This is a genomic window from Pseudomonas sp. GL_090 (genome assembly GCF_057837765.1).
This window is the reverse complement of the sequence record NZ_CM174452.1, coordinates 4,674,119-4,699,262: the sequence shown is the minus strand read 5'-3', so window position 1 is coordinate 4,699,262 and position 25,144 is coordinate 4,674,119. Positions and strand designations below refer to the sequence as shown.

Sequence of the window (25,144 nt, the reverse complement as noted above, 5' to 3'; positions counted from 1 at the left end):
CTAATAAGAGAGCCAAAAGATGAAAATCACCAAACTGACCACCTTCATCGTTCCGCCGCGTTGGTGTTTCCTCAAGGTCGAAACCGACGAGGGCGTGACCGGTTGGGGCGAGCCTGTGGTTGAAGGTCGCGCCCACACCGTTGCCGCGGCCGTTGAAGAGTTGTCCGATTACCTGATCGGCAAAGACCCACGCAACATCGAAGACATCTGGACCGTGCTGTACCGAGGTGGCTTCTACCGTGGCGGCGCAATCCACATGAGCGCCCTGGCCGGTATCGACCAGGCCTTGTGGGACATCAAGGGCAAGGCGCTGGGCGTATCGGTCAGCGATCTGTTGGGTGGTCAGGTGCGGGACAAGATCCGTGTGTATTCGTGGATCGGCGGCGACCGTCCGGCGGACACCGCGCGTGCGGCCAAAGAAGCGGTCGAGCGTGGTTTCACCGCAGTGAAAATGAACGGCACCGAAGAGCTGCAATTTCTCGACACTTTCGACAAGGTCGACCAGGCGCTGGCCAATGTCGCTGCCGTGCGCGATGCCGTCGGCCCGAACGTCGGCATCGGCGTGGACTTCCACGGCCGGGTGCACAAGCCCATGGCCAAGGTGCTGATGAAGGAGCTTGATCCGTACAAGCTGATGTTCATCGAAGAGCCGGTGCTCAGCGAAAACTACGAAGCGCTGAAGGAACTTGCGCCGTTGACCAGCACGCCGATTGCCCTGGGTGAGCGCCTGTTCTCGCGCTGGGATTTCAAGCGTGTGCTCAGCGAAGGCTACGTCGACATCATCCAGCCGGATGCTTCCCACGCCGGCGGCATCACCGAAACCCGCAAGATCGCCAACATGGCCGAAGCCTACGACGTGGCGCTGGCGCTGCATTGCCCGCTGGGCCCGATTGCCCTGGCGGCCTGCCTGCAACTGGACGCCGCCTGTTACAACGCATTCATCCAGGAACAGAGCCTGGGCATCCATTACAACGAGAGCAACGACCTGCTCGATTATGTGAAAGATCCGCGGGTGTTCGACTACGACAAAGGCTTCGTGAAAATCCCCAACGGCCCGGGCCTGGGCATCGAGATCAACGAGGAGTACGTGATCGAACGCGCCGCCATCGGCCACCGCTGGCGCAACCCGATCTGGCGCCATGCCGATGGCAGTTTTGCCGAGTGGTGAGTGCTTCCTGACTCACCACAAACCCCTGTGGGAGCCAGCCTGCTGACGATTTGGTCGGCACATCCAGCATTTATGGTGGCTGACACTCCGCTATCGCCAGCAGGCTGGCTCCCACAGTTTGATCTCCATGACTCCGGAGATCTGCATTTCACATCGACCTCAATAACCATAAGAAGAGGCACCCCTCATGCAACCGCAAACCCTCACCGGGCAGGCGTCGTTGGTGACGCCCAGCCGCAAGCGTTTTTTCATCATGGTGCTGTTGTTCATCACCGTGGTGATCAATTACCTGGACCGCAGCAATCTGTCGATTGCCGCCCCGGCATTGACCAGTGACTTGGGCATCGACCCGATCCACGTCGGTCTGATTTTCTCCGCGTTCGGCTGGACCTACGCTGCCATGCAGATCCCCGGCGGCTGGCTGGTGGACCGCGTACCACCACGCATTCTATACAGCGTCGCCTTGCTGCTGTGGTCGGTGGCCACGGTGATGCTCGGCTTCGCCGGCAGCTTCATCGCGTTGTTCGTCCTTCGCATGGCGGTCGGTGCCCTGGAAGCGCCGGCCTATCCGATCAACAGCCGCGTGGTCACCACCTGGTTCCCCGAGCGCGAGCGCGCCACGGCCATCGGTTTCTACACCTCCGGGCAATTCGTCGGCCTGGCCTTCCTGACGCCGGTGCTGGCCTGGCTGCAACACGAATTCGGCTGGCATATGGTGTTCGTCACCACCGGCGCGGTGGGCATTGTGTGGGCGGTGATCTGGTACGCGGTGTATCGCGAACCACGGGATTTCAAAGGCGCCAATGATGCAGAGATCGATCTGATCCGCGAGGGCGGCGGGCTGGTGGATATCCAGGCGGAACAAGCCAGGATCAAAGCCAAATTCAGCTGGACCGACCTGGGCATCGTCCTGACCAAGCGCAAGCTCTGGGGCATTTACCTCGGGCAGTTCTGCCTCAACTCGACGCTGTGGTTCTTCCTCACCTGGTTCCCGACCTACCTGGTGAAATACCGCGGCATGGACTTCATCAAGTCCGGCCTGTTGGCGTCGCTGCCGTTTCTCGCGGCCTTTGTCGGCGTACTGTGTTCCGGTTTCTTCTCGGACTTTTTGATCCGTCGCGGTTACACGGTAGGTTTCGCCCGCAAGTTACCGATCATCAGTGGACTGCTGATTTCCACCTCGATCATCGGCGCCAACTTCGTCGAGTCGACGCCGCTGGTGATTGCCTTCCTCGCGCTGGCATTCTTCGGCAATGGCCTGGCTTCGATTACCTGGTCGCTGGTGTCGACCTTGGCTCCGGCGCGCTTGCTCGGGCTGACCGGCGGGGTGTTCAACTTCATCGGCAACCTGTCGGCGATTGCCACGCCTATCGTGATCGGCTTCCTCGCGACGGGTGATTCTTTTGCTCCGGCAATCACCTACATTTCGGTGCTGGCATTGATTGGCGCACTGTCCTACATCCTGCTGGTGGGCAAGGTCGAGCGTATCAAGTTGTAGTCGTGGCACGCGGGTGACCATAATGCCGCCCGTTCACTCGCTCAACGGTAAAGGCTGGATATGCAGGAAGACGCCCCAAAAATCGCCAAGGACGCCGCACCGACCGGCACCCAGACTCTGCTTCGCGGTCTGGGTGTGGTTCATGCCGTGGCCAGCGGCGCCCGCGATCTCAAGGAAATCGCCCGGCTGATCGGCACCACGCGCAGCACCACCCATCGTCTGGCCAGTTGCCTGGTGGACGAGCGTTATCTGCGGGTGGTGCCGCAAGTCGGTTATCTGCTGGGGCCGAAACTGATCGAGTTGGGCTTTCAGGCCCGTGAAGAGTTGCCGCTGGTGACCCTGGCCGGGCCGTATCTGGACGAGTTGTCGGCGTTGACCGGCGACACCATTCACCTGGCGATCCGCGAAGGCGACGAAGTGCTGTACCTGCACAAGAATCCGGGGCGCAATGGCCCGGAAATGCGTTCGCGGGTCGGCCATCGCATGCCGTTGGCGCGCACCGGGATCGGCAAGGCGCTGATGCTCGATGATTCACCGCAAGAGTGGCAGCGCCTGTACGAAGTCAGCCTGCCGGTGGGTGGGAAAAACCAGTTCTGGCCGCAGCACCCGGAGCAGTCCTGGGAGCAGTTCGAGCGGCGCATGGTCGAGTACGTGGCCGGCGGTTATGCCTTCGACCTGGAAGACAACGAACCGTCGATCCGCTGCGTGGCGGCGCCGATCCGCGATGCCAGCAAGCGCATCGTCGCCGGCATCAGCATCGCCAGTACGGTGCCTTACATGCCGCTGGAAAAAATGGCCGAGCTGATTCCCCTGATCAAAGGCGTCACTATTCGGTTGTCGGCCGAACTTGGCCTCAAGGTTTAAATACAAAACACTGTAGGAGCGAGCCTGCTCGCGATTGCGGTTTTACATTCAATACATTTGTTGACTGATACGCCGCCATCGCGAGCAGGCTCGCTCCTACACTGGTCTTGTGTTATGCCCTGAATCGCACGCAACAAAAAGGCCCCCTTTTCGGGAGCCTTGATGTTCGCGGTTCGGCTTACATGTTCGGGTAAGTCGGGCCGCCAGCGCCTTCCGGTGTCACCCAGGTGATGTTCTGTGCAGGGTCCTTGATGTCGCAGGTCTTGCAGTGAACGCAGTTCTGGGCGTTGATCTGGAAGCGCTTCTCGCCGTCTTCCTTGGTGATCACTTCGTACACGCCGGCCGGGCAGTAACGCTGTGCCGGCTCATCGTACAGCGGCAGGTTCTTGCTGATCGGGATGCTTGGGTCGGTCAGCTTCAGGTGGCACGGCTGTTCTTCTTCATGGTTGGTACCGGAGATGAACACCGAGCTCAATTTGTCGAAGCTGAGCTTGCCGTCCGGTTTCGGGTAGTCGATCTTCTTGCAGTCGGCCGCGAGCTTGAGGCAAGCGTAATCCGGCTTGGTGTCGTGCAGGGTGAACGGCAGTTTGCCGCCGAAGATGTTCTGGTCGAGCCAGTTGAAACCACCACCGACGATGGCACCGAACTTGTGGATCGCCGGGCCGAAGTTGCGGCTGGCGAACAGTTCTTCGTAGAGCCAGCTCTTCTTGAACGCGTCGACGTAAGTGGTCAGCTCTTCGGTGCCGTCCTTCTCGGCGAACAGCGCCTCGGCCACGGATTCAGCGGCGAGCATGCCGGACTTCATCGCGGTGTGGCTGCCTTTGATCTTGGCGAAGTTCAGGGTGCCGAGGTCGCAACCGATCAGCGCGCCGCCCTTGAAGACCATTTTCGGCAGCGAGTTCAGGCCGCCCTTGCTGATCGCGCGGGCACCGTAGCTGATGCGCTTGCCGCCTTCCAGGTACTGAGCAAGCACCGGGTGATGCTTGAGGCGCTGGAACTCGTCGAACGGCGACAGGTAGGTGTTGCTGTAGGACAGGTCGACGATCAGGCCAACCACCACCTGGTTGTTTTCCAGGTGATAGAGGAACGAGCCACCGGTGTTCTCGGTGCCCATGATGTCCATCGGCCAACCGGCGGTGTGCACCACCAGGCCTGGCTGGTGCTTGGCCGGGTCGACTTCCCAGATTTCTTTCAGGCCGATGCCGTAGTGCTGGGCATCAGCGTCAGTGTCCAGGTTGAAGCGCTTGATCAACTGCTTGCCGATGTGGCCGCGGCAACCTTCGGCGAACAGCGTGTACTTGCCACGCAGTTCCATGCCCGGGGTGTACAGGCCTTCCTTCGGATTGCCTTCCCGGTCGACGCCCAGGTCGCCGGTGATGATCCCGCGTACCACGCCGTTCTCGTCGATCAGCGCTTCCTGTGCGGCGAAGCCCGGGTAGATTTCCACGCCCAGGTTCTCGGCCTGCTGGGCCAGCCAGCGGCACAGGTTGCCCAGGGAGATGATGTAGTTGCCTTCGTTGTGCATGGTCTTGGGCACAAAGAAGTCTGGAACTTTCTGCGCGCTTTCAGCGTTCTTCAGCACGAAGATGTCGTCGCGGGTGACGGGCGTGTTCAGCGGCGCGCCGAGTTCTTTCCAGTTCGGGAACAGTTCGTTCAGGGCCCGTGGTTCGAACACGGCACCGGACAGAATGTGAGCACCGACTTCGGAGCCTTTTTCGACCACGCAGACGCTGATTTCCTTACCGGCTTCGGCGGCCTTCTGCTTCAGACGGCAGGCGGCAGACAGGCCAGCGGGGCCGGCACCGACGATGACCACGTCGAATTCCATGTATTCGCGTTCCACAGGCTATCTCCTACTCAAGGCTCAACAGTTTTTTTTTCTAATTTTGAGGTTTGGTGTCGCATCCATGAATCCCGGCGCAACGCCGGAAGAGGACAATCGATTGACCACCTTTCCCTTTGGGTGGCGCATTATATCTACACCACTCTCAGCGTCCAATACAAACGTTTGTTTGAATTGGCTCAAAGCCAGAGAAATCAAAGTCACGCGCCTTATGAACGGCCATTTTGGCGTATTGACCGGAATAGGCGTTCCGGTCAAGATACGGGCGGTTTTGCGCTCGCCGTAGGCTGACTGTTGGTTTCAAGAGCACCTCTAAAGACAGGGCGATGGCAGTAGAGAGTGATGCGCTGCGCGGGTTTGATGTGCAGTTTACACGCCGCGATGTTGAATGACTCGTCAGTCACCACTGACGAACGGTCATCCAGATCATGAGCGATGGTCACTTGACACCTTGGCCGGCGTTTTTGGAGGTGCCCTTGCGCCCGATGAGCATCAACCGCCAGGTTCGCCTAGGCGACTTTCTTTTCACCGGAGAGTAACGAGGAATCCATGAAGGTTCTTGTAGCTGTCAAACGCGTTGTGGATTACAACGTCAAGGTTCGCGTCAAGGCGGACAATTCCGGCGTCGATCTTGCCAACGTCAAGATGTCGATGAACCCGTTCTGCGAAATCGCCGTGGAAGAAGCCGTACGCCTGAAAGAGAAGGGTGTTGCGACTGAAATCGTCGTCGTCTCCGTAGGCCCGTCCACCGCTCAAGAGCAACTGCGCACCGCGCTGGCTCTGGGTGCCGACCGCGCCATCCTCGTCGAGTCCGCCGAAGACCTGACTTCCCTGGCTGTTGCCAAACTGTTGAAGGCTGTTGTCGACAAGGAACAGCCTCAGCTGGTGATCCTTGGCAAACAGGCCATCGATAGCGACAACAACCAGACTGGCCAGATGCTCGCTGCATTGAGCGGCTACGGTCAGGGCACGTTCGCGTCCAAAGTCGAAATCAGCGGCGACAGCGTAGCTGTAACCCGTGAAATCGACGGCGGCGCGCAGACGGTTTCCCTGAAGCTGCCGGCGATCGTCACCACCGACCTGCGTTTGAACGAGCCGCGCTACGCGTCTCTGCCAAACATCATGAAAGCCAAGAAGAAGCCTCTCGAAGTGCTGACTCCGGACGCTTTGGGCGTTTCCACCGCCTCCACCAACACAACCTTGAAAGTCGAAGCGCCAGCTGCACGCAGCGCGGGTATCAAGGTCAAGTCGGTGGCTGAACTGGTCGAGAAACTGAAAAACGAAGCGAAGGTAATCTAAATGACTATCTTGGTTATTGCTGAACACGACAACAAAGTGCTGGCCCCGGCCACGCTGAATACCGTGGCTGCCGCCGTTAAAATCGGTGGTGACATCCACGTTCTGGTTGCAGGTCAGGGCGCTGGTGCCGTGGCTGAAGCCGCGGCGAAAATCGCTGGCGTGGCTAAAGTGCTGGTGGCCGACAACGCCGCCTACACTCACCAACTGCCGGAAAACGTCGCGCCGCTGGTTGCCGAATTGGGCAAGGGCTACAGCCACATCCTGGCTGCCGCCACTTCCAACGGCAAAAACATCCTGCCGCGCGTTGCCGCTGCACTGGACGTTGACCAGATCTCCGAGATCATCTCGGTCGAAAGCGCTGACACCTTCAAGCGTCCGATCTACGCCGGTAACGCCATCGCTACCGTTCAATCGAACGCTGCAGTGAAAGTGATCACCGTGCGTGCCACCGGTTTCGACCCGGTTGTCGCTGAAGGTGGTTCCGCTGCCGTTGAAGCCGTTGCTGCTGCCCACGACGCTGGCATCTCCAGCTTCGTTGGCGAAGAACTGGCCAAGTCCGATCGTCCGGAACTGACCGCTGCCAAGATCGTCGTTTCCGGCGGCCGTGGCATGCAGAACGGCGACAACTTCAAACACCTGTACGCCCTGGCCGACAAGCTGGGCGCTGCCGTCGGTGCTTCCCGCGCCGCGGTCGACGCAGGTTTCGTACCCAACGACATGCAGGTCGGTCAGACCGGCAAGATCGTTGCTCCACAGCTGTACATTGCCGTCGGTATCTCCGGCGCGATCCAGCACCTGGCCGGCATGAAAGACTCCAAAGTGATCGTTGCGATCAACAAGGACGAAGAAGCGCCGATCTTCCAGGTGGCCGATTACGGCCTGGTGGCGGACCTGTTCGAAGCCATCCCTGAGCTGGAGAAGCTGGTCTAATCCGGCTGCTTCACTTATAAAGAGCCCGGCCTTTTGGTCGGGCTTTTTTTTGCCTTTTTCCCCTGTAGGAGCGAGCCTGCTCGCGATGGACGTCAACGATGACGCGGGGATCCTGGATACACGCGGTGCATTTGAGACCATCGCGAGCAAGCTCGCTCCTACAGAGGGCATAACCGGGTTTGAGTGGAGTGAATTGCCATGGATCTGCGACTTGCGTGGAGCTTACTGGGATTGGCGTTATTGCCGACGCTGTCTGTCGCCGCAGGCAAATGCGAACGCCTGGTGGTCACCGGCAGCCCGGACGCGCCGCCGTACCTGTGGCAAGACCCGCAAAATCCCAAATACCTGATCGGTGCCAGCGCCGATTTGCTGCGGCAAGTGGCGGGGGAGTTGGGGCTCAAGGTCGAACTGCTTTATGCCGGCAAACGCGCCCAGGCCCTGGACGAAGTGCGCAGCGGGCGCATGGACATGCTGGTGGACGCGACGTTGACCGTCAGCGAGCTGGAAACCCTGGACTACATCCATCCACCCTTGCTGGAAAACGACTATCTGGTCTGGACTCGCAAGGACTCGACGCTGGTCTACAACGAAGCACCAGATCTGCACGGCCATCCCGGCGCCGTGTCGGAAAAGGCCCGATTGACCGCGCAATTCAGTGCCTTTGCCGGACAGCAACTGACCCTCACGCGCACGTCCAACCTGACCCAGGCCTTTCAGAAACTGCTGTTGGGCGAGGTCGAATTTATACTGGCAGGGCGTTACTCGGGCATGGCGACTGCGCAGACACTGGGCATGGCCGCTGATCTGATCGCGCGCTCGCAACCGGTCGACAAGCCAGGCCTGTACCTGGCGATTTCCCATGACTCGGCCTGCAACGATCCGTGGTTGCGCGGACAGTTGGCCAAAAAGATGACAGAATTGCCCGCGTCCGGACTGACGGAGACCGTGCTGATGCGCAATATCGAGCGCTGGAAAGCACAACGCTCACAACCACAGCCAAGCCCCCCGCAACAACCCGTCAGTACCCCAAAACAGTAAGGATATTTAGTGAGTATTCGACTTCTTTTCGCTGCCGTGGCCTTTGCCGCCCTGGCGGGTTGTGCAACCGATCCTGCGCCGAATGAACAGTTTCGCCTGACCGAACAAGCACTCGAACAGGCCAAAGCCGTGGGCGCCACGGCAGACGATGTGCCGGAAATGAAGCTGGCCGAAGACAAGTTCAACCGTGCCAAGGGCAACATGACCGATCAATCCTTCAAAAACGCACGCATGCGGGCCGAACAGGCCGAACTCGATGCGCGCCTGGCTGAAGCCAAGGTGTTGACGGCCAAGAGCGAGGAACAGTTGAATGTGCTCAACACCCGCATCGCCCGCCTGCGCAAGCAACTGGGAGATGCCCAATGAGCCTCAAGAGCAAAGCCCTCGGCGGTTTGATCCTGGCAGGCTGCGCGAGCCTCTTTGGCTGCGCCAGCCAGCATAGCGAGTCCGCGTTGCAGCAGGCCGGTGCCGACTTTCAGAAGGTCAAGGAAGACTCCAATGTACTGCGAATCGCCCCCAAGGACGTGATTCGCGCCGGTGAATCCCTGGCCCGTGCCGATCGCCTGTCCAGCTATTGGGGCAGCGGTTCGGACGTGGTGCATTACGCCTACCTGAGCCAGCGCTATAGCGCCATTGCCCGGGAACACACCAATCAGGTGCTCAACGAAGAGCGGGCGGCGAAGCTCGAACTGGAACGGCAGCGTCTGCAACTGGCACTGCGTGAATCCAAACTGTTCAGCGTGCAGCAGCAAGGCAAATGGCTCGAGGAGCAGATCCTGGCATTGACCACCAGCCAGACCGACCGTGGGCTGGTGATGACATTGGGCGACATGCTGTTCGACACGGGCGAAGCGGAATTGAAACCGTCGGCCAACCGTGTGGTGTTGAAGATCGTGCAGTTCCTGCAACTCAACCCCAAGCGGGTGGTGCGGATCGAAGGTTATACGGACAGTACCGGGGGCAAGCAGGAAAACCTCAAGCTGTCCCGCGACCGCGCACAATCGGTGGCTGACGTGCTGATCGACCTGGGTATCGACGACAAGCGCATCCAGGTCGAGGGTTATGGCGACGAGTATCCGGTGGACGCGAATGCGTCGGAACGGGGCCGGGCGCAGAATCGTCGGGTGGAAATTGTGTTTTCCGACGAGAAGGGCCAGCTCGGCGCCGCCCGCTAGGGGTTGCGTCGCTGGAAAGCCCGGCCTGCCATGCAGCGCCGGGTTTTTTTACGCCTGCCGATTACCGCACAAAACAGTACAGATTTTGCTGACACTGCACTGTACGGTCGACTATTGTGGCAACTGTCCCCGTACACTTCTAAACTGTTCCGGTATTGTTTCACACAAGAATAAAATGCCCGTGAAATCGAGTGCTGCGTCATGACCAACCTTTTGCTCTATCAACGTATTGCTCAACAACTGGCCGAAGACATCCGTCGTGGGGTCTATCAGCCGGGAGAGCGCGTGCCTTCGGTGCGCAAGATGAGCTCGCAGCTCAATGTCAGCCATGCGACGGTGTTGCAGGCGTATGCCAATCTCGAGGATCAGGGTCTGATCCGCGCCCGGCCACAGTCGGGTTACTACGTGCACCAGACGCCGGCACTCACCGCGCCGACGCCGGACATCGCCCGGGTTGAACGCCCCGGCCTGGTCACCCGCAGCAGCATTATTCAGCAAGTCCTGGTCGAATCCCGTCGTGAAGGCGTGTTCCCGCTGGGCGCTGCGGTGCCGAGTGTCGACTATTTGCCGGTGCGGGCACTGCATCAGCAATTGGCCAAGGTCACCCGTTTCCATAGTCCGCGGGCCTTCAGCTACATGTTCAGCCCCGGTTTCGAGCCGTTGCGCCGACAGGTGGCGATCCGCATGCGCGATGCCGGCGTGGTGGTCGATCCGTCGGAAGTGGTGATCACCCACGGTTGTGTCGATGCGCTGCAGATGTCCTTGCGTGTGCTGACCCGTCCGGGTGATCTGATCGCGGCCGAGTCGCCGACCTATTACGGCTTGCTGCAACTGGCCGATCTGTTGGGCCTCAAGGTCATCGAGATCCCCAGCGATCCAGCCACGGGCATGAGCCTGGAAGCCCTGCAGCTGGCGGCCAACCAATGGTCGATCAAGGCGTTGGTGCTGACCACCCGTCTGAGCAATCCATTGGGCGGCACCATGCCGGAGGAGCGGCAGAAACAATTGCTGCGCCTGGCGTCGGACTTCGATATCCAGATTGTCGAAGACGATATCTACGGTGAGCTGATGTTCGAGCAGGGGCGCACCAAGTCCCTCAAGGCCTACGATCGGCTGGATCGGGTGATCTATTGCTCGAGTTTCTCCAAGACCCTGTCGCCTGGCGTGCGGATCGGCTGGATGATTGCCGGCAAGTACCAGCAGGAAATCCAGCGCTTGCAGACCTTCAGCACGCATTCCGCGTGCAGCGTGACCCAGATGGGCATTGCCGCGTACCTTGAAAATGGCGGGTACGACCGGCATTTGCGCTTCATCCGTCAGGAGTACCGCAAGAACCTCAGTGCCTTCCAGTTGGCCGTGCAGCAGTATTTCCCGGAAGGCACGCAGATGACCCGGCCTACCGGCGGCTTCATTCTGTGGGTCAGTCTGCCGGGGCGGGTCAATACGCAAGAGTTGCATGTGCGGGCATTGCAGCAGGGCATCAGTATCGCGCCGGGACTGATCTTCAGTAATACCGAGCAATTCAATCACTGCATCCGGCTCAACTGCGGCATCCCGTGGAACCGTGAAGCCGAGCGCGCATTGATGACCCTGGGCATGCTGGCCACCCAACTCTGCCAGGAGATGGCTGGCGGTTTGTAACAGGCTGCGACTGCGCTTGTCTTGTGGGCTGCAACAGGCGAGCATAGGCATCTCTGCCGTTTGCACCCACCGTTGGATCCATGAAACCGACTTTTCCTGCCGCCTGGCTTTTGCTCTGCCTGATTGCGAGTATTCAGCCGGCATCCGCCGTGGCCGCTACCGAGCAGGATCAGACAACCGGCAGTTTCCACGTCGCACCGATAGAAACCGCGCCTGCGAAAAAAGCCTCGGCGGGCAGTAAGCAGGCTGCGCCCGTGAAAAAGCGTCCGCCCATTGCCTCCAAATCGAAACCGGCCAGCGAGGTGGTAAAGACTGAGCTTCCATCTGCCAAACTGGATCTGAGCTTGCCCAAGGATATGGTTCAGGAGCTCAAGCCGGTGGGAACGGTTCCGTTGGTCAAGCGCGAACCGTTGTTACCCCAGATGTTCGGTGACAAAAGCGCCAACAGCGAGTTCCAGCTCAACGGCCGCCTGCTCAGCAATGAAATGCAGCTGCAACTGCGAAATGAAGAGCGCCACGAGGTCGAAGGCGCGGCACTGGATTTCGAGTTCAAGCAGTAACCCCCGTAAGGATCCGCGAGCCGCAGGCCAGACGCTTTGTCGGAGACTGGCCGGTCATGCCCGTTTGCGTTGAAAAACCCGCTCGCAGGTAATTTAAAACAACTGTTTAAGCGGGTACTCTGTGCCCCGTCCATTAACACATTGCTCGTCGCGAGGAGCTTGTCGTCATGAAATGCCGTGAGGGCTGTGGCGCTTGTTGCATTGCCCCTTCCATCAGTTCGCCGATTCCCGGTATGCCCAATGGCAAAGCCGCGGGGCAACGTTGCCTGCAACTTTCCTCCGATAACCTGTGCCGTATTTTCGGCCAGCCGGAGCGGCCGGCGGTGTGTTCTGCCTTCGAGGCCGACCCCGAGGTGTGTGGAAGCAGCAGCGAAGAAGCCATCCGGTTGATTGGCTGGTGGGAGCAAATGACGGCGGCGTGATGTGTGGGCTTGCACTTGCGATCACCTCCGAAAAACCTGGAAGTGATCGCAGGTGCAAGCCCAACGAACGGAACTTCAACAATAAGGAATAAGACTATGGGTTCGCTGCATCGTATGGCTGTGCTGTGTGGTTTGACGGTTGCGCTGGCTACCTCGACCGCCCAGGCCGAAGACTGGAAAGTCAAAAAGGACGAAGACGGCATCAGGATTTCCCTGAGTGAAGTGGCCGGCTCCGACTACAAGGCCTACCAGGGCGTCACGCTGATGAAGACCACCATGGCCAAGCTGCGCGCGTTGCAGGAAGACGTGCCTGGAGCCTGCGCCTGGATTCACGAATGCAAAACCCAGAAGCTGCTCAAGCACGAAGGTGACCAGAGCTGGACCTACACTCAGTTCAACACCCCTTGGCCGGTTACTCCCCGTGATTCGGTGTTGCACATCACCACTCTCGAAGGGGCCGATGGCAGCCTGACCCGCAAGCTCGAAGGCGTGCCGAAATACCTGCCTGAAGAAAAAGGCTTCGTCCGGGTCGCCAAGGTCGACGGTTTCTGGAAGTTCGTACCCAAGGGCGACCAGATCGAAGTGACCTATCAGGTGCACACCGAGCCGGGTGGCAGCGTGCCGTCGATGGTGGCCAACAAGTTCGTGGTGGATGCCCCGTTCAATACCTTGAAAGCCCTCAAGGAACGCGCCGAGAAGTAACTGTGTCGCTCTTTTGAGATGACTTCGTAACGCCCCGACTTGATCGGGGCGTTTGCGTTTTTGACCGGTGCGCAGGCTTTAATTTGTTTCCGGATATGCGTTGCACGAAATTTTCACCCAGCCTCCAAGACAATTCGCCGGCTCTCCCGCAACACGTTGCGTATGCCTGAGTGCAGGATGAAAGAGTCGGGATGAGGGTAGTTATCAATGGCAATGCTGCCGTTGATCGTGCAACATTTGCGCACCGCGCAAACCCCAAGGCCTTGTACGGGCCGAAAAGAGGGCAGGGCGCAGCTGTATTTTTGAAACTTCAACTTTCCAATGGGTCCTAAAACGACATGGCAATCCCGGACGCCCTGAGTCAGCAGCGAGCTTCTAGTCGCCTGCTGCAACCGACCGTCAAATCACATCTGGCCTACACGCTGTTGTGTGCCCTGGTCATGATGGTCATGTTCAGCCTGCTGCGCGTCGCGCTGCTGGCTTACAACCGCTCGATGATCCTCGACACGCCGGCCTCGACCTTCCTCGAGGCATTCGCCAATGGTCTGCGTTTCGACCTGCGCCTGGTGGTCTATCTCAGTATTCCGTTGCTGCTGGCCTTGTTCAGCGCCCGGGCCATGGCCGCACGCGGGCTGTTCCGTCTCTGGCTGACGGTGGTCTCCAGCATTGCGCTGTTCCTGGGCCTGATGGAGATGGACTTCTATCGTGAGTTCCACCAGCGCCTGAACGGCCTGGTCTTCCAGTACGTCAAGGAAGACCCGAAAACCGTGGCCAGCATGCTCTGGTACGGCTTCCCGGTGGTCCGTTACCTGCTGGCCTGGGCCGTGGGCACCTGGATCCTGAGCCTGGCATTCAAGGGCGCCGACCGTGCGACCCGCCCTCGTGGTCCGTTCAGTGGCGGCAGCATCGGCACACGCAAGGTTGCGCCGTGGTACGCGCGTATCGCGGTATTCATGGTGTGCCTGCTGGTTTGCGTGGTCGCCGCCCGTGGCACCCTGCGCCAGGGCCCGCCGCTGCGTTGGGGTGATGTCTATACCACCGATTCGAATTTCGCTAACCAGTTGGGCCTCAACGGTACGCTGTCGCTGGTAGCCGCAGCCAAGAGCCGCATGTCCGAAGATCGCGACAATATCTGGAAGGCGACCTTGCCACAGCCACAAGCCCAGCAAGTGGTGCGTGACATGCTGGTGCTGCCGGCCGAGAAACTGGTCGATGCCGGCACTGCGGCGGTACGTCGCGATTACACCCCGCCAGCCGACAAGACCCTGCCGATCAAGAACGTCGTCGTGATCCTGATGGAAAGCATGGCTGGTCACTCGGTGGGTGCGCTGGGTGGGCCGGGCAACATCACGCCGTACCTCGACAAACTGTCGAAGGAAGGCTTGCTGTTCGACCGCTTCTTCTCCAATGGCACCCATACCCACCAGGGCATGTTCGCCACCATGGCCTGCTTCCCGAACCTGCCGGGTTTCGAATACCTGATGCAGACCCCGGAAGGCAGCCACAAGCTGTCCGGTCTGCCGCAGTTGCTCAGCGCCCGTGACTTCGACGACGTGTATGTCTACAACGGCGATTTCGCCTGGGACAACCAGTCGGGTTTCTTCAGCAACCAGGGCATGACCAACTTCATCGGCCGTAACGATTTCGTGAATCCGGTGTTCTCTGATCCGACCTGGGGCGTGTCCGACCAGGACATGTTCGACCGTGGCCTGGTCGAGCTCAAGGCACGGGAAAACGGCAAGCCGTTCTATGCCTTGCTGCAAACCCTGTCCAACCACACGCCTTACGCCTTGCCGACGCCATTGCCGGTCGAGCGCGTGACCGATCGTGGCAGCCTGAACGAACACCTGACCGCCATGCGTTACTCGGACTGGGCACTGGGCCAGTTCTTTGAAAAGGCCCGCAAGGAGCCGTACTTCAAGGAAACCCTGTTTGTCGTCGTCGGTGACCACGGTTTCGGCAACGAACAGCAGATCACCGAAATGGACCTGGGCCGTTTCAACGTGCCGATGCTGATGATCGCGCCGGGCATCCAGGAAAAGTTCGGCCAGCGTGACCACACCGTGGGCACTCAGATCGACATCGTGCCGACCATCATGGGCCGCATCGGTGGCGAAGTGCGTCATCAGTGCTGGGGACGCGACCTGCTCAACCTGCCGGAAGGCGACGCCGGTATTGGTGTGATCAAGCCGTCGGGCAGCGAGCAGACCACGGCCATCCTCACCGCAGACCAGATTCTGGTCCTGCCGAAGGACAAGGACATGGCGCCGAAGTTGTATCAGTATGAATTGGGTGCCAAGCCTCGCGCCGAAGTCATTGCAGATGCGCCGCGTACCGCCGAGTTGAAACTCAAGCTCGAAGCGTTCCTGCAAACAGCGACCAAGAGCCTGCTGGACAACACCGCCGGTGTTGTTGATGGCAAGCCGGACTAAGTTGTGACGCAATGGAAAAGAGGCCCTTCACGGGCCTCTTTTTTTGCCTGGCGGATATTTATATTCGGCCGAGCAAGAGCAGGATCAACAACACCACCAATACGACGCCGATGATACCGGACGGGCCGTAACCCCAACTTCTGGAGTGCGGGAAGACCGGTAAACCACCGATCAGTAACAGGATCAGAATGATGATCAGTATTGTGCCCATGTCTATTTCCTTGTCGAAAATGCAGTGGATTGACCCTGCCAATCAAGGTCAGCGTGAATGAAGTAAATTCGAGCTGCTTAAAAAATCCGACTTTTGTGCTTGCAGGAAAATTCCAAGTTTTTTGAAGTAATTCGAGCGGGTTCTTATTTCTATTTTGGTGCCTTAGTTACTTCAGGCGTTCCCGCGGTTTGCTCGGGCCATTCAGCAATCTGATGGAGCGTGGGTCGGGCAGCTTCCTTCGCTACACTCGATGCCTCTTCCGAGAACAACAAGGCTGTCTGCTATGCAAAATCGCATGATGATCACTGGTGCAGGCTCTGGCCTGGGTCGCGAAATCGCGCTGCGCTGGGCGCGCGAAGGCTGGCAACTGGCCTTGTCGGACGTCAGCGAGCCCGGCTTGCAGGAAACCCTCAAGCTGGTCCGCGAAGCGGGCGGCGACGGTTTTATCCAGCGCTGTGACGTGCGCGATTACAGCCAGTTGACAGCGTTCGCCCAGGCTTGCGAAGTCAAACTCGGCGGTATCGATGTCATCGTCAATAACGCAGGTGTCGCGTCTGGCGGATTTTTCAGTGAGTTGTCCCTGGAGGACTGGGACTGGCAGATCGCGATCAACCTGATGGGCGTGGTCAAGGGCTGCAAGGCGTTCCTGCCACTGCTGGAAAAAAGCAAAGGCAAGATCATCAACATCGCGTCCATGGCCGCGCTGATGCAAGGCCCGGCGATGAGCAACTACAACGTGGCCAAGGCGGGCGTGGTGGCGTTGTCCGAAAGCCTGCTGATCGAGCTGGCGCATCAGGAAGTCGGCGTGCATGTGGTGTGCCCGTCGTTCTTCCAGACCAACCTGCTGGACTCCTTCCGTGGCCCGACCCCGGCCATGAAAGCCCAGGTCGGCAAGTTGCTGGAAAGCTCGCCGATCAGCGCCGCCGACATCGCCGACTACATCTATCGGCAGGTCGCGGCAGGCGAGTTCATGATCCTGCCCCACGAACAGGGACGCATGGCCTGGGCGATCAAGCAGAAGAACCCGCAATTGCTCTACAACGAAATGACCGCCATGGCCGACAAAATGCGCGCCAAGGCCGGGCAATCCGCAAGCTGATCTTGCCCGCGGGCGACGCTGTGGTTAGGGTGGCCGCCATCGGCCATCCTCGCGAGACGCTCGCATGCTCAATTACCTGTGGTTTTTCCTCGCCGCGCTGTTCGAAATTGCCGGTTGCTTTGCCTTCTGGATGTGGCTGCGCCAGGGTAGAAGCATGTGGTGGGTGGTGCCGGCGCTCTTGAGCCTGACCCTGTTCGCCCTGCTGCTGACCCGGATCGAAGCCACCTACGCCGGCCGCGCCTACGCCGCTTACGGTGGCATCTACATCATTGCCTCAATCGGCTGGTTGGCCGTGGTCGAGCGGATTCGTCCGTTGGGTTCGGACTGGCTCGGCGTGGCGCTGTGTGTGATCGGCGCGAGCATCATTCTGTTCGGGCCGCGATTCTCCGCGTCCTGACAGATTGGCCCTACATTTGGCCGGCCTGTCAGACCTTTCCGTAAGTGGTGTGCGTCAAGGGGTGTCAGTCCGGTCTGGTTTGCTGTCGGAGCATTGTAGGCGTACGGCGGGGAGGGCATCTTCAAGGGCCAGAAATCCCTGAAGGACATTCCTCATGCTCGTACTCACTCGCGTTGTGGGCGAAAACGTTTCCATCGGTGACAACATTACCGTGCGTGTTCTCGCGATCAACGGAAACAACATTCGCTTTGGCATCGAAGCGCCTCAGGAAGTGAATGTGCACCGCTGCGAAATCTACGAACGCATCCAGAACAAACTGGCGAAGACCAAGGGACGCTGAAGACTTCAGTCAAACAGGTGCTTGGGCACGTCGTGCTTGAGCATCAGTTGGCATTGCTCGCTTTCCGGGTCGAAGACAATCAGTGCCTGGCCCTTGGTCAGCGCTTGGCGCACGCGCAGTACGCGGGTTTCCAGGGGGGTGTCGTCACCATTGTCCGTGCCGTCGCGGGTCACGAAATCCTCGATCAGGCGAGTGAGGGTGTCGACTTGAAGTTGGTCGTGGGGGATCAGCATAGGCACCTCGGTTGGATCAATGGCGCGATGCTACGGCGATTGGGCGTGGACGGCCAGCCCGGGATTTGTGTTGTCTGGTCTGACGCTATCGCGAGCAGGCTCGCACAGTAGACCGAGTTCTTCCATGGGAATGCGGTCGAATGTGGGAGCGAGCCTGCTCGCGATGGCGGCATGGCTGGCGATGAAGATCCTGATCAGTTCTCCGACCGCTGCCCCACCAGACTGTCCACCGACGGCACCCGCGTATCGCTTTCCATCTGGGTGTCATGTTCAAGCTGATGGCTGAAACGGTCCAGTGAGCCCTTGGCCGGTTGTGCATCGCTGGCAAACACTGGCGGGCTGAGGATGTACGCACCGAGCAGGCGGCTCAGGGCGGCGAGACTGTCGATGTGGGTGCGTTCGTAACCGTGGGTGGCGTCGCAGCCGAAGGCGAGCAGGGCGGTGCGAATGTCGTGGCCGGCGGTCACCGCTGAATGTGCGTCGCTGAAGTAGTAGCGGAACAGGTCCCGGCGTGCCGGCAACTCGTTGTCGCTGGCCAGGCGCAGGAGGTGGCGCGACAGGTGATAGTCATAGGGCCCGCCGGAATCCTGCATGGCGATGCTCACCGCGTGCTCGCTGGAGTGTTGGCCAGGCGCGACCGGTGCGATGTCGATGCCGACGAATTCACTGACGTCCCAAGGCAGCGCCGCTGCGGCACCACTGCCGGTTTCCTCGGTAATGGTGAACAGCGGATGGCAGTCGATCATCAGCTCTTCGCCACTGTCGACGATGGCCTTGAGCGCCGCCAGCAGCGCGGCCACCCCGGCCTTGTCGTCGAGGTGACGGGCGCTGATGTGGCCGCTTTCGGTGAACTCCGGCAATGGGTCGAAGGCGACGAAATCGCCGACGCTGATGCCCAGCGACTCGCAGTCGGCACGGGTGGCGCAGTAGGCGTCCAGGCGCAACTCGATGTGATCCCAACTGATCGGCATCTCATCCACGGCGGTATTGAACGCGTGCCCGGAAGCCATCAGCGGCAAAACGCTGCCACGGATCACGCCATGGTCGGTAAACAGGCTGACCCGGCTGCCCTCGGCAAAGCGGCTGGACCAGCAGCCGACGGGCGCGAGGGTCAGGCGGCCGTTGTCCTTCACTGCACGCACCGCCGCGCCGATGGTGTCCAGGTGGGCGGAAACGGCGCGGTCGGGGCTGTTCTTCTTGCCCTTGAGCGTGGCGCGGATGGTGCCGCGACGGGTCAGCTCGAAGGGAATGCCCAGTTCTTCAAGGCGTTCGGCGACGTAACGCACGATGGTGTCGGTGAACCCGGTGGGGCTGGGAATGGCGAGCATCTCCAGCAGCACTTTTTGCAGATAGCCGAGGTCCGGCTCGGGGATTTTGCTGGTCATGGAGACTCCTGATTGGTTATCGCCTGTACGGCCGCCTTCGCGAGCAGGCTCGCTCCTACAGGGGGAACGCGATCAAATGTGGGAGCGAGCCTGCTCGCGAAAGGGCCAGTCCAGACAACACATGGCTAAGAGACCACCGGCTGACTGTACGGAAACAACAGATCCACAAACCGCTCCGCCGTCGGCTGCGGTTCATGGTTGGCCAGCCCGGCCCGTTCGTTGGCTTCGATAAATACATAGTCCGGCTGGTCAGCGGCGGACACCATCAGGTCGAGGCCGACCATGGGAATGTCCAGTGTCCGCGCGGCCCGTACCGCCGCATCCACCAGCGTCGGGTGCAGGATCGCCGTGACGTCTTCAAGCACGCCGCCGGTATGAAGATTCGCCGTGCGCCGTACGAACAGGTGCTCACCGGCCGGCAGAATGCTGCTGTAGTCGTAACCGGCGGCACGCAAGGTGCGCTGGGTTTCCCGGTCCTGCGGGATCTTGCTTTCGCCACCGGTGGCCGCTTGTCGCCGCCGGCTCTGGGCTTCGATCAATGCACCGATGGAGTGCTGGCCGTCGCCCACCACTTCGGCCGGCCGGCGAATGGCGGCGGCGACCACTTCAAAACCGATCACCACAATGCGCAGGTCCAGGCCTTCGTGGAAACTTTCCAGCAACACGCGGCTGTCGAAGTGGCGAGCGGCTTCTATGGCTTGCTGCACTTCCTCGATGGTGCGCAAATCCACCGCCACCCCTTGGCCTTGTTCACCATCGAGTGGCTTGACCACCACGCGTTGGTGTTCATCGAGGAACGCCAGGTTGTCATCGGCGTTACCCGCCAGTTGCTGCGCCGGCAAGTTCAACCCGGCGGCCTTGAGCACTTTGTGGGTCAGGCTTTTGTCCTGGCACAGGGTCATGCTGACGGCACTGGTCAGGTCGCTCAGGGATTCACGGCAACGTACCCGGCGCCCGCCATGGCTGAGGGTGAACATCCCAGCGTCGGCGTCATCGACGTGCACATCGATGCCACGACGGTGTGCTTCCTCGACAATGATCCGCGCGTAGGGATTGAACGCGGCTTCCGGATCGGGCCCGAGAAACAGCGGTTGATTGATGCCGTTCTTGCGCTTGATGGCGAAGGTCGTCAGGTTGCGAAAACCGAGCTTGGCGTAAAGGCTTTTCGCCTGGCGGTTGTCGTGCAGCACCGACAGGTCGAGGCAGGCGAGCCCGCGACTCATGAAGTGTTCGATCAAATGCCGCACCAGCACTTCACCGACACCTGGTCGCGCACAATGCGGGTCGACCGCCAGGCACCACAGGCTGCTGCCGTTTTCCGGGTCGTTGAAGGCCTTGTGGTGGTTGAGGCCCATGACGCTGCCGATGACCGCGCCGCTGTCCTCGTCTTCGGCCAGCCAGTACACCGGGCCGCCCAGATGGCGCGGCGTCAGCAGGGTGGCATCGATCGGCAACATGCCACGGGCCTGATACAGCTGATTGATCGCCTGCCAGTCGGCATCGCTTTGCGCACGTCTAATGCGAAAACCGCGAAACACCCGGGTCGCCTGACGGTAGTCGCTGAACCACAGGCGCAAGGTATCGGACGGGTCGAGGAACAACTGCGTCGGCTCCAGCCCCAGCACTTGCTGGGGCGCGGCGACGTACAGGGCAATGTCCCGCTCGCCGGGCTGCTCGTTGAGCAACTCCCCGGCCAGGCTCGCGGCATCGGCAAAGGTGTGGCCGATCAGCAGGCGCCCCCAGCCGCAATGCACGGCAATCGGCGCCCCGCCGCGTTCACAGCGATCCTCGGCAAGACGTGCCTGCAAGCGTTCGTAGGAGGGTGACTGGCCGCGCAACAGGCGTTGGCTGAAAGCCGTGGCGTGAGATTTCATCGGTCAGATTCCTTGTTCGCTGAGCCACAGGTTCAGGGCTGCCAGTTGCCACAGCTTCGAGCCGCGCAATGGCGTCAATTGACCCTGTGGGTCGGTCAGCAGTCGATCGAGCATCGCCGGGTGGAACAGGCCGCGATCCTGACTCGGATCGAGCAGCAGCTCGCGCACCCATTCCAGCGTATCGCCCTGCAAATGCTTGAGGCCCGGCACCGGGAAGTAACCTTTCTTGCGGTCGATCACTTCACTGGGAATCACTTGTCGCGCCGCTTCCTTCAGGACTTGCTTACCGCCGTCCGGCAGTTTGAAACGCCCCGGAATCCGTGCCGACAGCTCCACCAGGCGGTAGTCGAGAAACGGCGTGCGCGCTTCCAGGCCCCAGGCCATGGTCATGTTGTCGACCCGCTTGACCGGGTCGTCCACCAGCATCACCGTGCTGTCCAGACGCAAGGCCTTGTCCACCGCCGCATCGGCACCGGGCTGAGCGAAATGGGCTTTGACGAAGTCACCGGCGGCGTCATTCGCAGTCAGCCATTTCGGTTGCACGGTGGCGGCGTAGTCGTCGTAGTTGCGGTCAAAAAACGCTTCGCGGTACGCGGAATACGGATCGCTCGCACCGTCCACTTGCGGATACCAGTGGTAACCGGCGAACAGCTCATCGGCGCCCTGGCCGCTCTGGACGACTTTGCAGTGTTTGGCTACTTCCCGGGACAACAGATAGAAGGCGATGCAGTCATGGCTGACCATCGGCTCACTCATGGCGCGGAAGGCGGCGGGCAGTTGTTCGATGATTTCCTTTTCGTCGATGCGCAGTTGATGGTGCTGCGTGCCGTAGTGTTTGGCGATCAGGTCGGAATACTGGAACTCGTCGCCGCGTTCGCCGCCGGCATCCTGGAAGCCGATGGAGAAGGTCGACAGATTGTCCACGCCGACTTCCCGCAACAGGCCCACCAGCAAGCTGGAATCGACACCACCGGACAGCAGCACGCCGACATCCACCGCCGCACGCTGTCGAATCGCTACCGCTTCGCGGGTGCTGTCGAGTACACGGTCGCGCCAGTCTTCGAGGCTCAAGTCCGTCTCATCGGCGTTAGGGCCGTAGGGCAGGGTCCACCAGGTTTTCTGTTCGGTGCGGCCATCGGCTTCGATGCGCATCCAGGTGGCCGGCGGCAGTTTTTCAATGCCCGCCAGCAAGGTGCGCGGTGCCGGGACCACGGCGTGGAAATTCAGGTAGTGATTGAGCGCCACGGGATCGAGGAGCGGGTTGATGTCGCCACCCTTGAGCAATGCCGGCAGGGCCGAGGCGAAGCGCAGGCGCTGGCCGGTGCGCGACAGGTACAGCGGTTTTACGCCGAGTCGGTCGCGGGCGATGAACAGGCGTTGGGCATCGCGCTCCCAAATGGCAAAGGCAAACATGCCGTTGAGTTTCGGCAGCAGCGCTTCGCCCCAGGCGTGATAGCCCTTGAGCAACACTTCGGTGTCGCCACCGGAATAGAAGGCGTAACCCAGGTTTTCAAGTTCCGTGCGCAGTTCCGGAAAGTTGTAGATCGCCCCGTTGAAGGCCAGGGACAAGCCCAGTTGCGGGTCGATCATCGGCTGCGCCGAGCCGTCTGACAGGTCCATGATTTTCAGGCGCCGATGGCCCAGGGCAACCGGCCCCTGGCTATGAAATCCCCAGGCGTCGGGGCCGCGAGGGGCCAGGTGATGGGTGATTCGTTCAATGGCTGCAAGGTCTGCAGGTTGATGATCAAAACGTAACTCGCCAGCTAATCCGCACATAAATTCCTTACCGGTTTTTCCGTTGGGGAGGGTCGATCGATACCGCGTCGAAACAGCGGGTACTCAGAAAGTGACCCTCCTCGGTAAGGGGAGTTTTAGATCGATGAGTTATATGCGCGACTGACCACGGCCGAATCGCCCCATGAGGGCGACTTCGACTGCTGTATCGACTACTTGCCCCGGATCAGGCGCCGCAAGGCAAACCGGTTGGGGTGACAGGCTTCGGCCACGCTTCTGGGCAATGGCAGGGGTTCGTTGTCCAGCCAGGCTGCCAGTAGTTCTCCGGACAGCGGCGCGGTGATCAGGCCGCGCGAGCCGTGACCGCTGTTGATGTACAAACCGTCAAGCCATGGGCATTCGACGTCCGGCACCTGCCGGGCGTCCTTGCTGAGTGCTGCATACACCTGAGTGAACGCCTGGGTGTCGGCCAACGGACCGACGATTGGCAAGTAGTCGGGGCTGGTGCAGCGAAAGGCAACGCGACCCTGGAGACTTTCAGGTGCAAGTTTATCGGCCTGTAAACGCTCGACCAGATCGTGGGAAATCTCTTCGAGCATGGCCAGGTTGCCCAGGTGTTCCGCCGTAGTCGGCGCCAGGTCATCGCTCTTGAAATCGAAACTGGCTCCCAGGGTGTGTTCGCCCAAACGGGCAGGGGCGACATAGCCTTCGGCGCACACCACGGTGCTCAGGGCCTGGCTTTGCGGGGTTTGCACCAGTCGGGTGATTTGCCCGCGAATGCGTTTGAGCGGCAACTCGGCGCTCTCGGGGAAACGCCGGATTTCGGCGGCACCGGCGAGCACCACCACGGGGGCGTCGGCAAGCAAGCGCTCGCCGTCCCAGGCTTGCCAACGGCCTTCAACTTTGCGCAGCTCCAGCGCATCGTGATGGGTGAGCAGTTGAATCTGTGGATGCGCAGCCTGCCACTGGCACAACGCCGGTGGATGAACCCAGCCGCCTTCGGGATAGAACAGGCCACCCTGTGCCAGCCCGATGCCGGCCACGGCCTGTGCCTCGGGTTGATCCAGCAGGTGCAGCAAGTCCGCTGGAAACGCCGCTGCCAACTGCGCTTGACGCTCGGCTTCCTTGGCGTTGAACGCCAACTGCAACACGCCGCAATCGTCCCAGTCGCGGCCCCGTTGCAAGTGTTCGAGCAGGCGTCGGGTGTAGCCGAATCCGCTGACGATCATTTGCGACAGCGCCGTGCCATGGGCGGATAACTTCAGGTAGAGCACGCCCTGCGGGTTGCCCGAGGCTTCCTGGGCGATGGCGTCGTGGCGCTCCAGCAAAGTCACTTGCCAGCCCCGCGCGGCAAGACTGGCGGCGCTGGCACAACCGGCCAGGCCGGCACCGATCACCAGAGCCTGGCGTTCGCCGGTCAGCGTGGCCGGCCGGGCGAACCAGGGTTTATCCAGGGCCGGGGTCGGTTTTTCCTGGGGCCAGCCGAGGAACTCGCCGCGCAGGATTTCCCATTTGTGGCCAATGCCGGGGGTGCGTTTCATCTTGAAGCCGGCGGCGTTGAGCAGGCGCCGCACCCAGCCAGTGCTGGTGAACGTGCTGATGGAAGCACCGGGGGCGGCCAGGCGCGCCAGTTCGGCAAACAGCTCGGCGGTCCACATGTCGGGGTTTTTCGCCGGGGCGAAACCGTCGAGGAACCAGGCGTCGATTCGGGCATCGAGTTGCGGCAGTTGCTCCAGTGCATCGCCGATCAGCAGGGTCAGCGTCACGCGGCCGTGGTCCAGCGTCAGGCGCTGAAAGCCCTGATGGATGGCCACGTATTGCTCAAGCAGTTGATCGGCAAACACCTTGAGTTCCGGCCACAGCGCCAGGGCCCGCTGCAAGTCGTCGGGGCTCAACGGGTACTTCTCGACGCTGACAAAATGCAGCCGCGCACCGGCCGCCGCGTGTTGATCGAACACCTGCCAGGCGCACAAAAAATTCAGCCCGGTGCCGAACCCGGTTTCACCGATGACCAGCCGCCCGCCCTCGGGCAGGGCAGCAAAACGCTCCACCAGACGGTTCTGCTCAATAAAGACATAGCGGGTTTCGTCCAGCCCCGACTGGTCGGAGAAATACACATCGTCGAATACCCGCGAATACGGGCGACCTTGGTCGTCCCAGTCGAGCTGGGCGTGGGGCAATACAGGTTTCATGGCAGGCTCGGCAACGGCAAGGCCGCCATTCTAGCCGATCGACGGCGTGGTGCTTGATCCGTGGCAAGGTATGCATTGGCCGAGACCGGGAGAATCTCTGCTGGCCT

23 protein-coding genes are annotated in these 25,144 nt (G+C 60.6%); 16 read left to right on the top strand and 7 right to left on the bottom strand.

Features of this window, described 5'->3' with window-relative positions; translation table 11 throughout:
- Positions 1–19: 19 nt before the first annotated feature.
- The 3 genes from dgoD (at position 20) to AC3ITA_RS21030 (ending at position 3,530) form a co-directional block, all read left to right on the top strand.
- Positions 20–1,168 carry a galactonate dehydratase gene (dgoD, locus tag AC3ITA_RS21040; protein WP_008047041.1) on the top strand — a complete coding sequence of 383 codons (1,149 nt, stop codon included), beginning with the start codon at positions 20–22 and terminating at the stop codon, positions 1,166–1,168.
- A 187-nt stretch (positions 1,169–1,355) separates the two neighbouring features.
- A complete protein-coding gene (locus AC3ITA_RS21035; protein WP_489278323.1) occupies positions 1,356–2,666 on the top strand; it encodes an MFS transporter in 1,311 nt (436 codons plus the stop codon).
- A 60-nt stretch (positions 2,667–2,726) separates the two neighbouring features.
- Entirely contained in the window at positions 2,727–3,530 is an 804-nt protein-coding gene (locus tag AC3ITA_RS21030; RefSeq protein WP_489278322.1) for an IclR family transcriptional regulator, read from the top strand.
- 178 nt (positions 3,531–3,708) lie between these two features.
- On the opposite strand, the gene AC3ITA_RS21025 is transcribed toward AC3ITA_RS21030, so the two are convergent.
- The gene (locus AC3ITA_RS21025) at positions 3,709–5,373 is read right to left on the bottom strand and encodes an electron transfer flavoprotein-ubiquinone oxidoreductase (RefSeq protein WP_414929031.1); all 1,665 of its coding nucleotides are present in this window, start codon (positions 5,371–5,373) and stop codon (positions 3,709–3,711) included.
- A 549-nt stretch (positions 5,374–5,922) separates the two neighbouring features.
- Between AC3ITA_RS21025 and AC3ITA_RS21020 the strand changes: the two genes are divergently transcribed.
- The 10 genes from AC3ITA_RS21020 (at position 5,923) to AC3ITA_RS20975 (ending at position 15,572) form a co-directional block, all read left to right on the top strand.
- The gene (locus AC3ITA_RS21020; RefSeq protein WP_116263300.1) at positions 5,923–6,672 is read left to right on the top strand and encodes an electron transfer flavoprotein subunit beta/FixA family protein; all 750 of its coding nucleotides are present in this window, start codon (positions 5,923–5,925) and stop codon (positions 6,670–6,672) included.
- Positions 6,673–7,602: an electron transfer flavoprotein subunit alpha/FixB family protein gene (locus AC3ITA_RS21015; RefSeq protein ID WP_095943993.1), complete on the top strand. Its 930-nt coding sequence runs from the start codon at positions 6,673–6,675 to the stop codon at positions 7,600–7,602.
- A 198-nt stretch (positions 7,603–7,800) separates the two neighbouring features.
- The gene (locus AC3ITA_RS21010; RefSeq protein WP_489278321.1) at positions 7,801–8,640 is read left to right on the top strand and encodes a substrate-binding periplasmic protein; all 840 of its coding nucleotides are present in this window, start codon (positions 7,801–7,803) and stop codon (positions 8,638–8,640) included.
- Positions 8,641–8,649: 9 nt separating this feature from the next.
- Positions 8,650–9,006, top strand: coding sequence for a DUF4398 domain-containing protein (locus tag AC3ITA_RS21005; protein ID WP_095943991.1), 357 nt, complete (start codon positions 8,650–8,652; stop codon positions 9,004–9,006).
- On the top strand, positions 9,003–9,815 hold the full coding sequence (locus AC3ITA_RS21000) for an OmpA family protein (protein ID WP_489278320.1): 813 nt from the start codon (positions 9,003–9,005) through the stop codon (positions 9,813–9,815). The genes AC3ITA_RS21005 and AC3ITA_RS21000 overlap by 4 nt, the downstream gene beginning before the upstream one ends.
- Positions 9,816–10,016: 201 nt before the next feature.
- Positions 10,017–11,456, top strand: coding sequence for an aminotransferase-like domain-containing protein (locus AC3ITA_RS20995; protein WP_008050371.1), 1,440 nt, complete (start codon positions 10,017–10,019; stop codon positions 11,454–11,456).
- An 80-nt stretch (positions 11,457–11,536) separates the two neighbouring features.
- Positions 11,537–12,016: a translation initiation factor 2 gene (locus AC3ITA_RS20990; RefSeq protein ID WP_150672648.1), complete on the top strand. Its 480-nt coding sequence runs from the start codon at positions 11,537–11,539 to the stop codon at positions 12,014–12,016.
- 167 nt (positions 12,017–12,183) lie between these two features.
- Entirely contained in the window at positions 12,184–12,438 is a 255-nt protein-coding gene (locus AC3ITA_RS20985) for a YkgJ family cysteine cluster protein (RefSeq protein ID WP_095943988.1), read from the top strand.
- Between the two features lie 96 nt (positions 12,439–12,534).
- Positions 12,535–13,140, top strand: a complete 606-nt coding sequence (locus AC3ITA_RS20980) for an START domain-containing protein (protein ID WP_095943987.1) — start codon at positions 12,535–12,537, stop codon at positions 13,138–13,140.
- Positions 13,141–13,478: 338 nt separating this feature from the next.
- Positions 13,479–15,572, top strand: coding sequence for an LTA synthase family protein (locus AC3ITA_RS20975; protein WP_150672649.1), 2,094 nt, complete (start codon positions 13,479–13,481; stop codon positions 15,570–15,572).
- 58 nt (positions 15,573–15,630) lie between these two features.
- Here AC3ITA_RS20975 and AC3ITA_RS20970 read toward each other — a convergent pair whose 3' ends face one another.
- A complete protein-coding gene (locus tag AC3ITA_RS20970) occupies positions 15,631–15,789 on the bottom strand; it encodes a DUF3309 family protein (protein ID WP_172435350.1) in 159 nt (52 codons plus the stop codon).
- Positions 15,790–16,066: 277 nt separating this feature from the next.
- On the opposite strand from AC3ITA_RS20970, the gene AC3ITA_RS20965 reads away from it, so the two are divergent.
- The 3 genes from AC3ITA_RS20965 (at position 16,067) to csrA (ending at position 17,619) form a co-directional block, all read left to right on the top strand.
- Positions 16,067–16,882, top strand: a complete 816-nt coding sequence (locus AC3ITA_RS20965) for an SDR family oxidoreductase (protein WP_095943985.1) — start codon at positions 16,067–16,069, stop codon at positions 16,880–16,882.
- A 64-nt stretch (positions 16,883–16,946) separates the two neighbouring features.
- Positions 16,947–17,279, top strand: coding sequence for a YnfA family protein (locus AC3ITA_RS20960; protein ID WP_095943984.1), 333 nt, complete (start codon positions 16,947–16,949; stop codon positions 17,277–17,279).
- A gap of 154 nt (positions 17,280–17,433) precedes the next feature.
- Positions 17,434–17,619 carry a carbon storage regulator CsrA gene (csrA, locus tag AC3ITA_RS20955; protein WP_489278319.1) on the top strand — a complete coding sequence of 62 codons (186 nt, stop codon included), beginning with the start codon at positions 17,434–17,436 and terminating at the stop codon, positions 17,617–17,619.
- Positions 17,620–17,624: 5 nt separating this feature from the next.
- Here csrA and AC3ITA_RS20950 read toward each other — a convergent pair whose 3' ends face one another.
- From AC3ITA_RS20950 to mnmC, 5 genes are all read right to left on the bottom strand, one after another.
- On the bottom strand, positions 17,625–17,852 hold the full coding sequence (locus AC3ITA_RS20950; protein ID WP_056727184.1) for a YheU family protein: 228 nt from the start codon (positions 17,850–17,852) through the stop codon (positions 17,625–17,627).
- A gap of 194 nt (positions 17,853–18,046) precedes the next feature.
- Positions 18,047–19,237 carry an osmoprotectant NAGGN system M42 family peptidase gene (locus AC3ITA_RS20945; RefSeq protein ID WP_150672651.1) on the bottom strand — a complete coding sequence of 397 codons (1,191 nt, stop codon included), beginning with the start codon at positions 19,235–19,237 and terminating at the stop codon, positions 18,047–18,049.
- Positions 19,238–19,362: 125 nt separating this feature from the next.
- The gene (gene ngg / locus AC3ITA_RS20940; RefSeq protein WP_489278318.1) at positions 19,363–21,111 is read right to left on the bottom strand and encodes an N-acetylglutaminylglutamine synthetase; all 1,749 of its coding nucleotides are present in this window, start codon (positions 21,109–21,111) and stop codon (positions 19,363–19,365) included.
- Between the two features lie 3 nt (positions 21,112–21,114).
- On the bottom strand, positions 21,115–22,887 hold the full coding sequence (locus tag AC3ITA_RS20935; RefSeq protein WP_150672652.1) for an N-acetylglutaminylglutamine amidotransferase: 1,773 nt from the start codon (positions 22,885–22,887) through the stop codon (positions 21,115–21,117).
- A gap of 170 nt (positions 22,888–23,057) precedes the next feature.
- A complete protein-coding gene (gene mnmC / locus AC3ITA_RS20930) occupies positions 23,058–25,037 on the bottom strand; it encodes a bifunctional tRNA (5-methylaminomethyl-2-thiouridine)(34)-methyltransferase MnmC2/FAD-dependent 5-carboxymethylaminomethyl-2-thiouridine(34) oxidoreductase MnmC1 (protein ID WP_489278317.1) in 1,980 nt (659 codons plus the stop codon).
- Positions 25,038–25,144 lie beyond the last annotated feature (107 nt).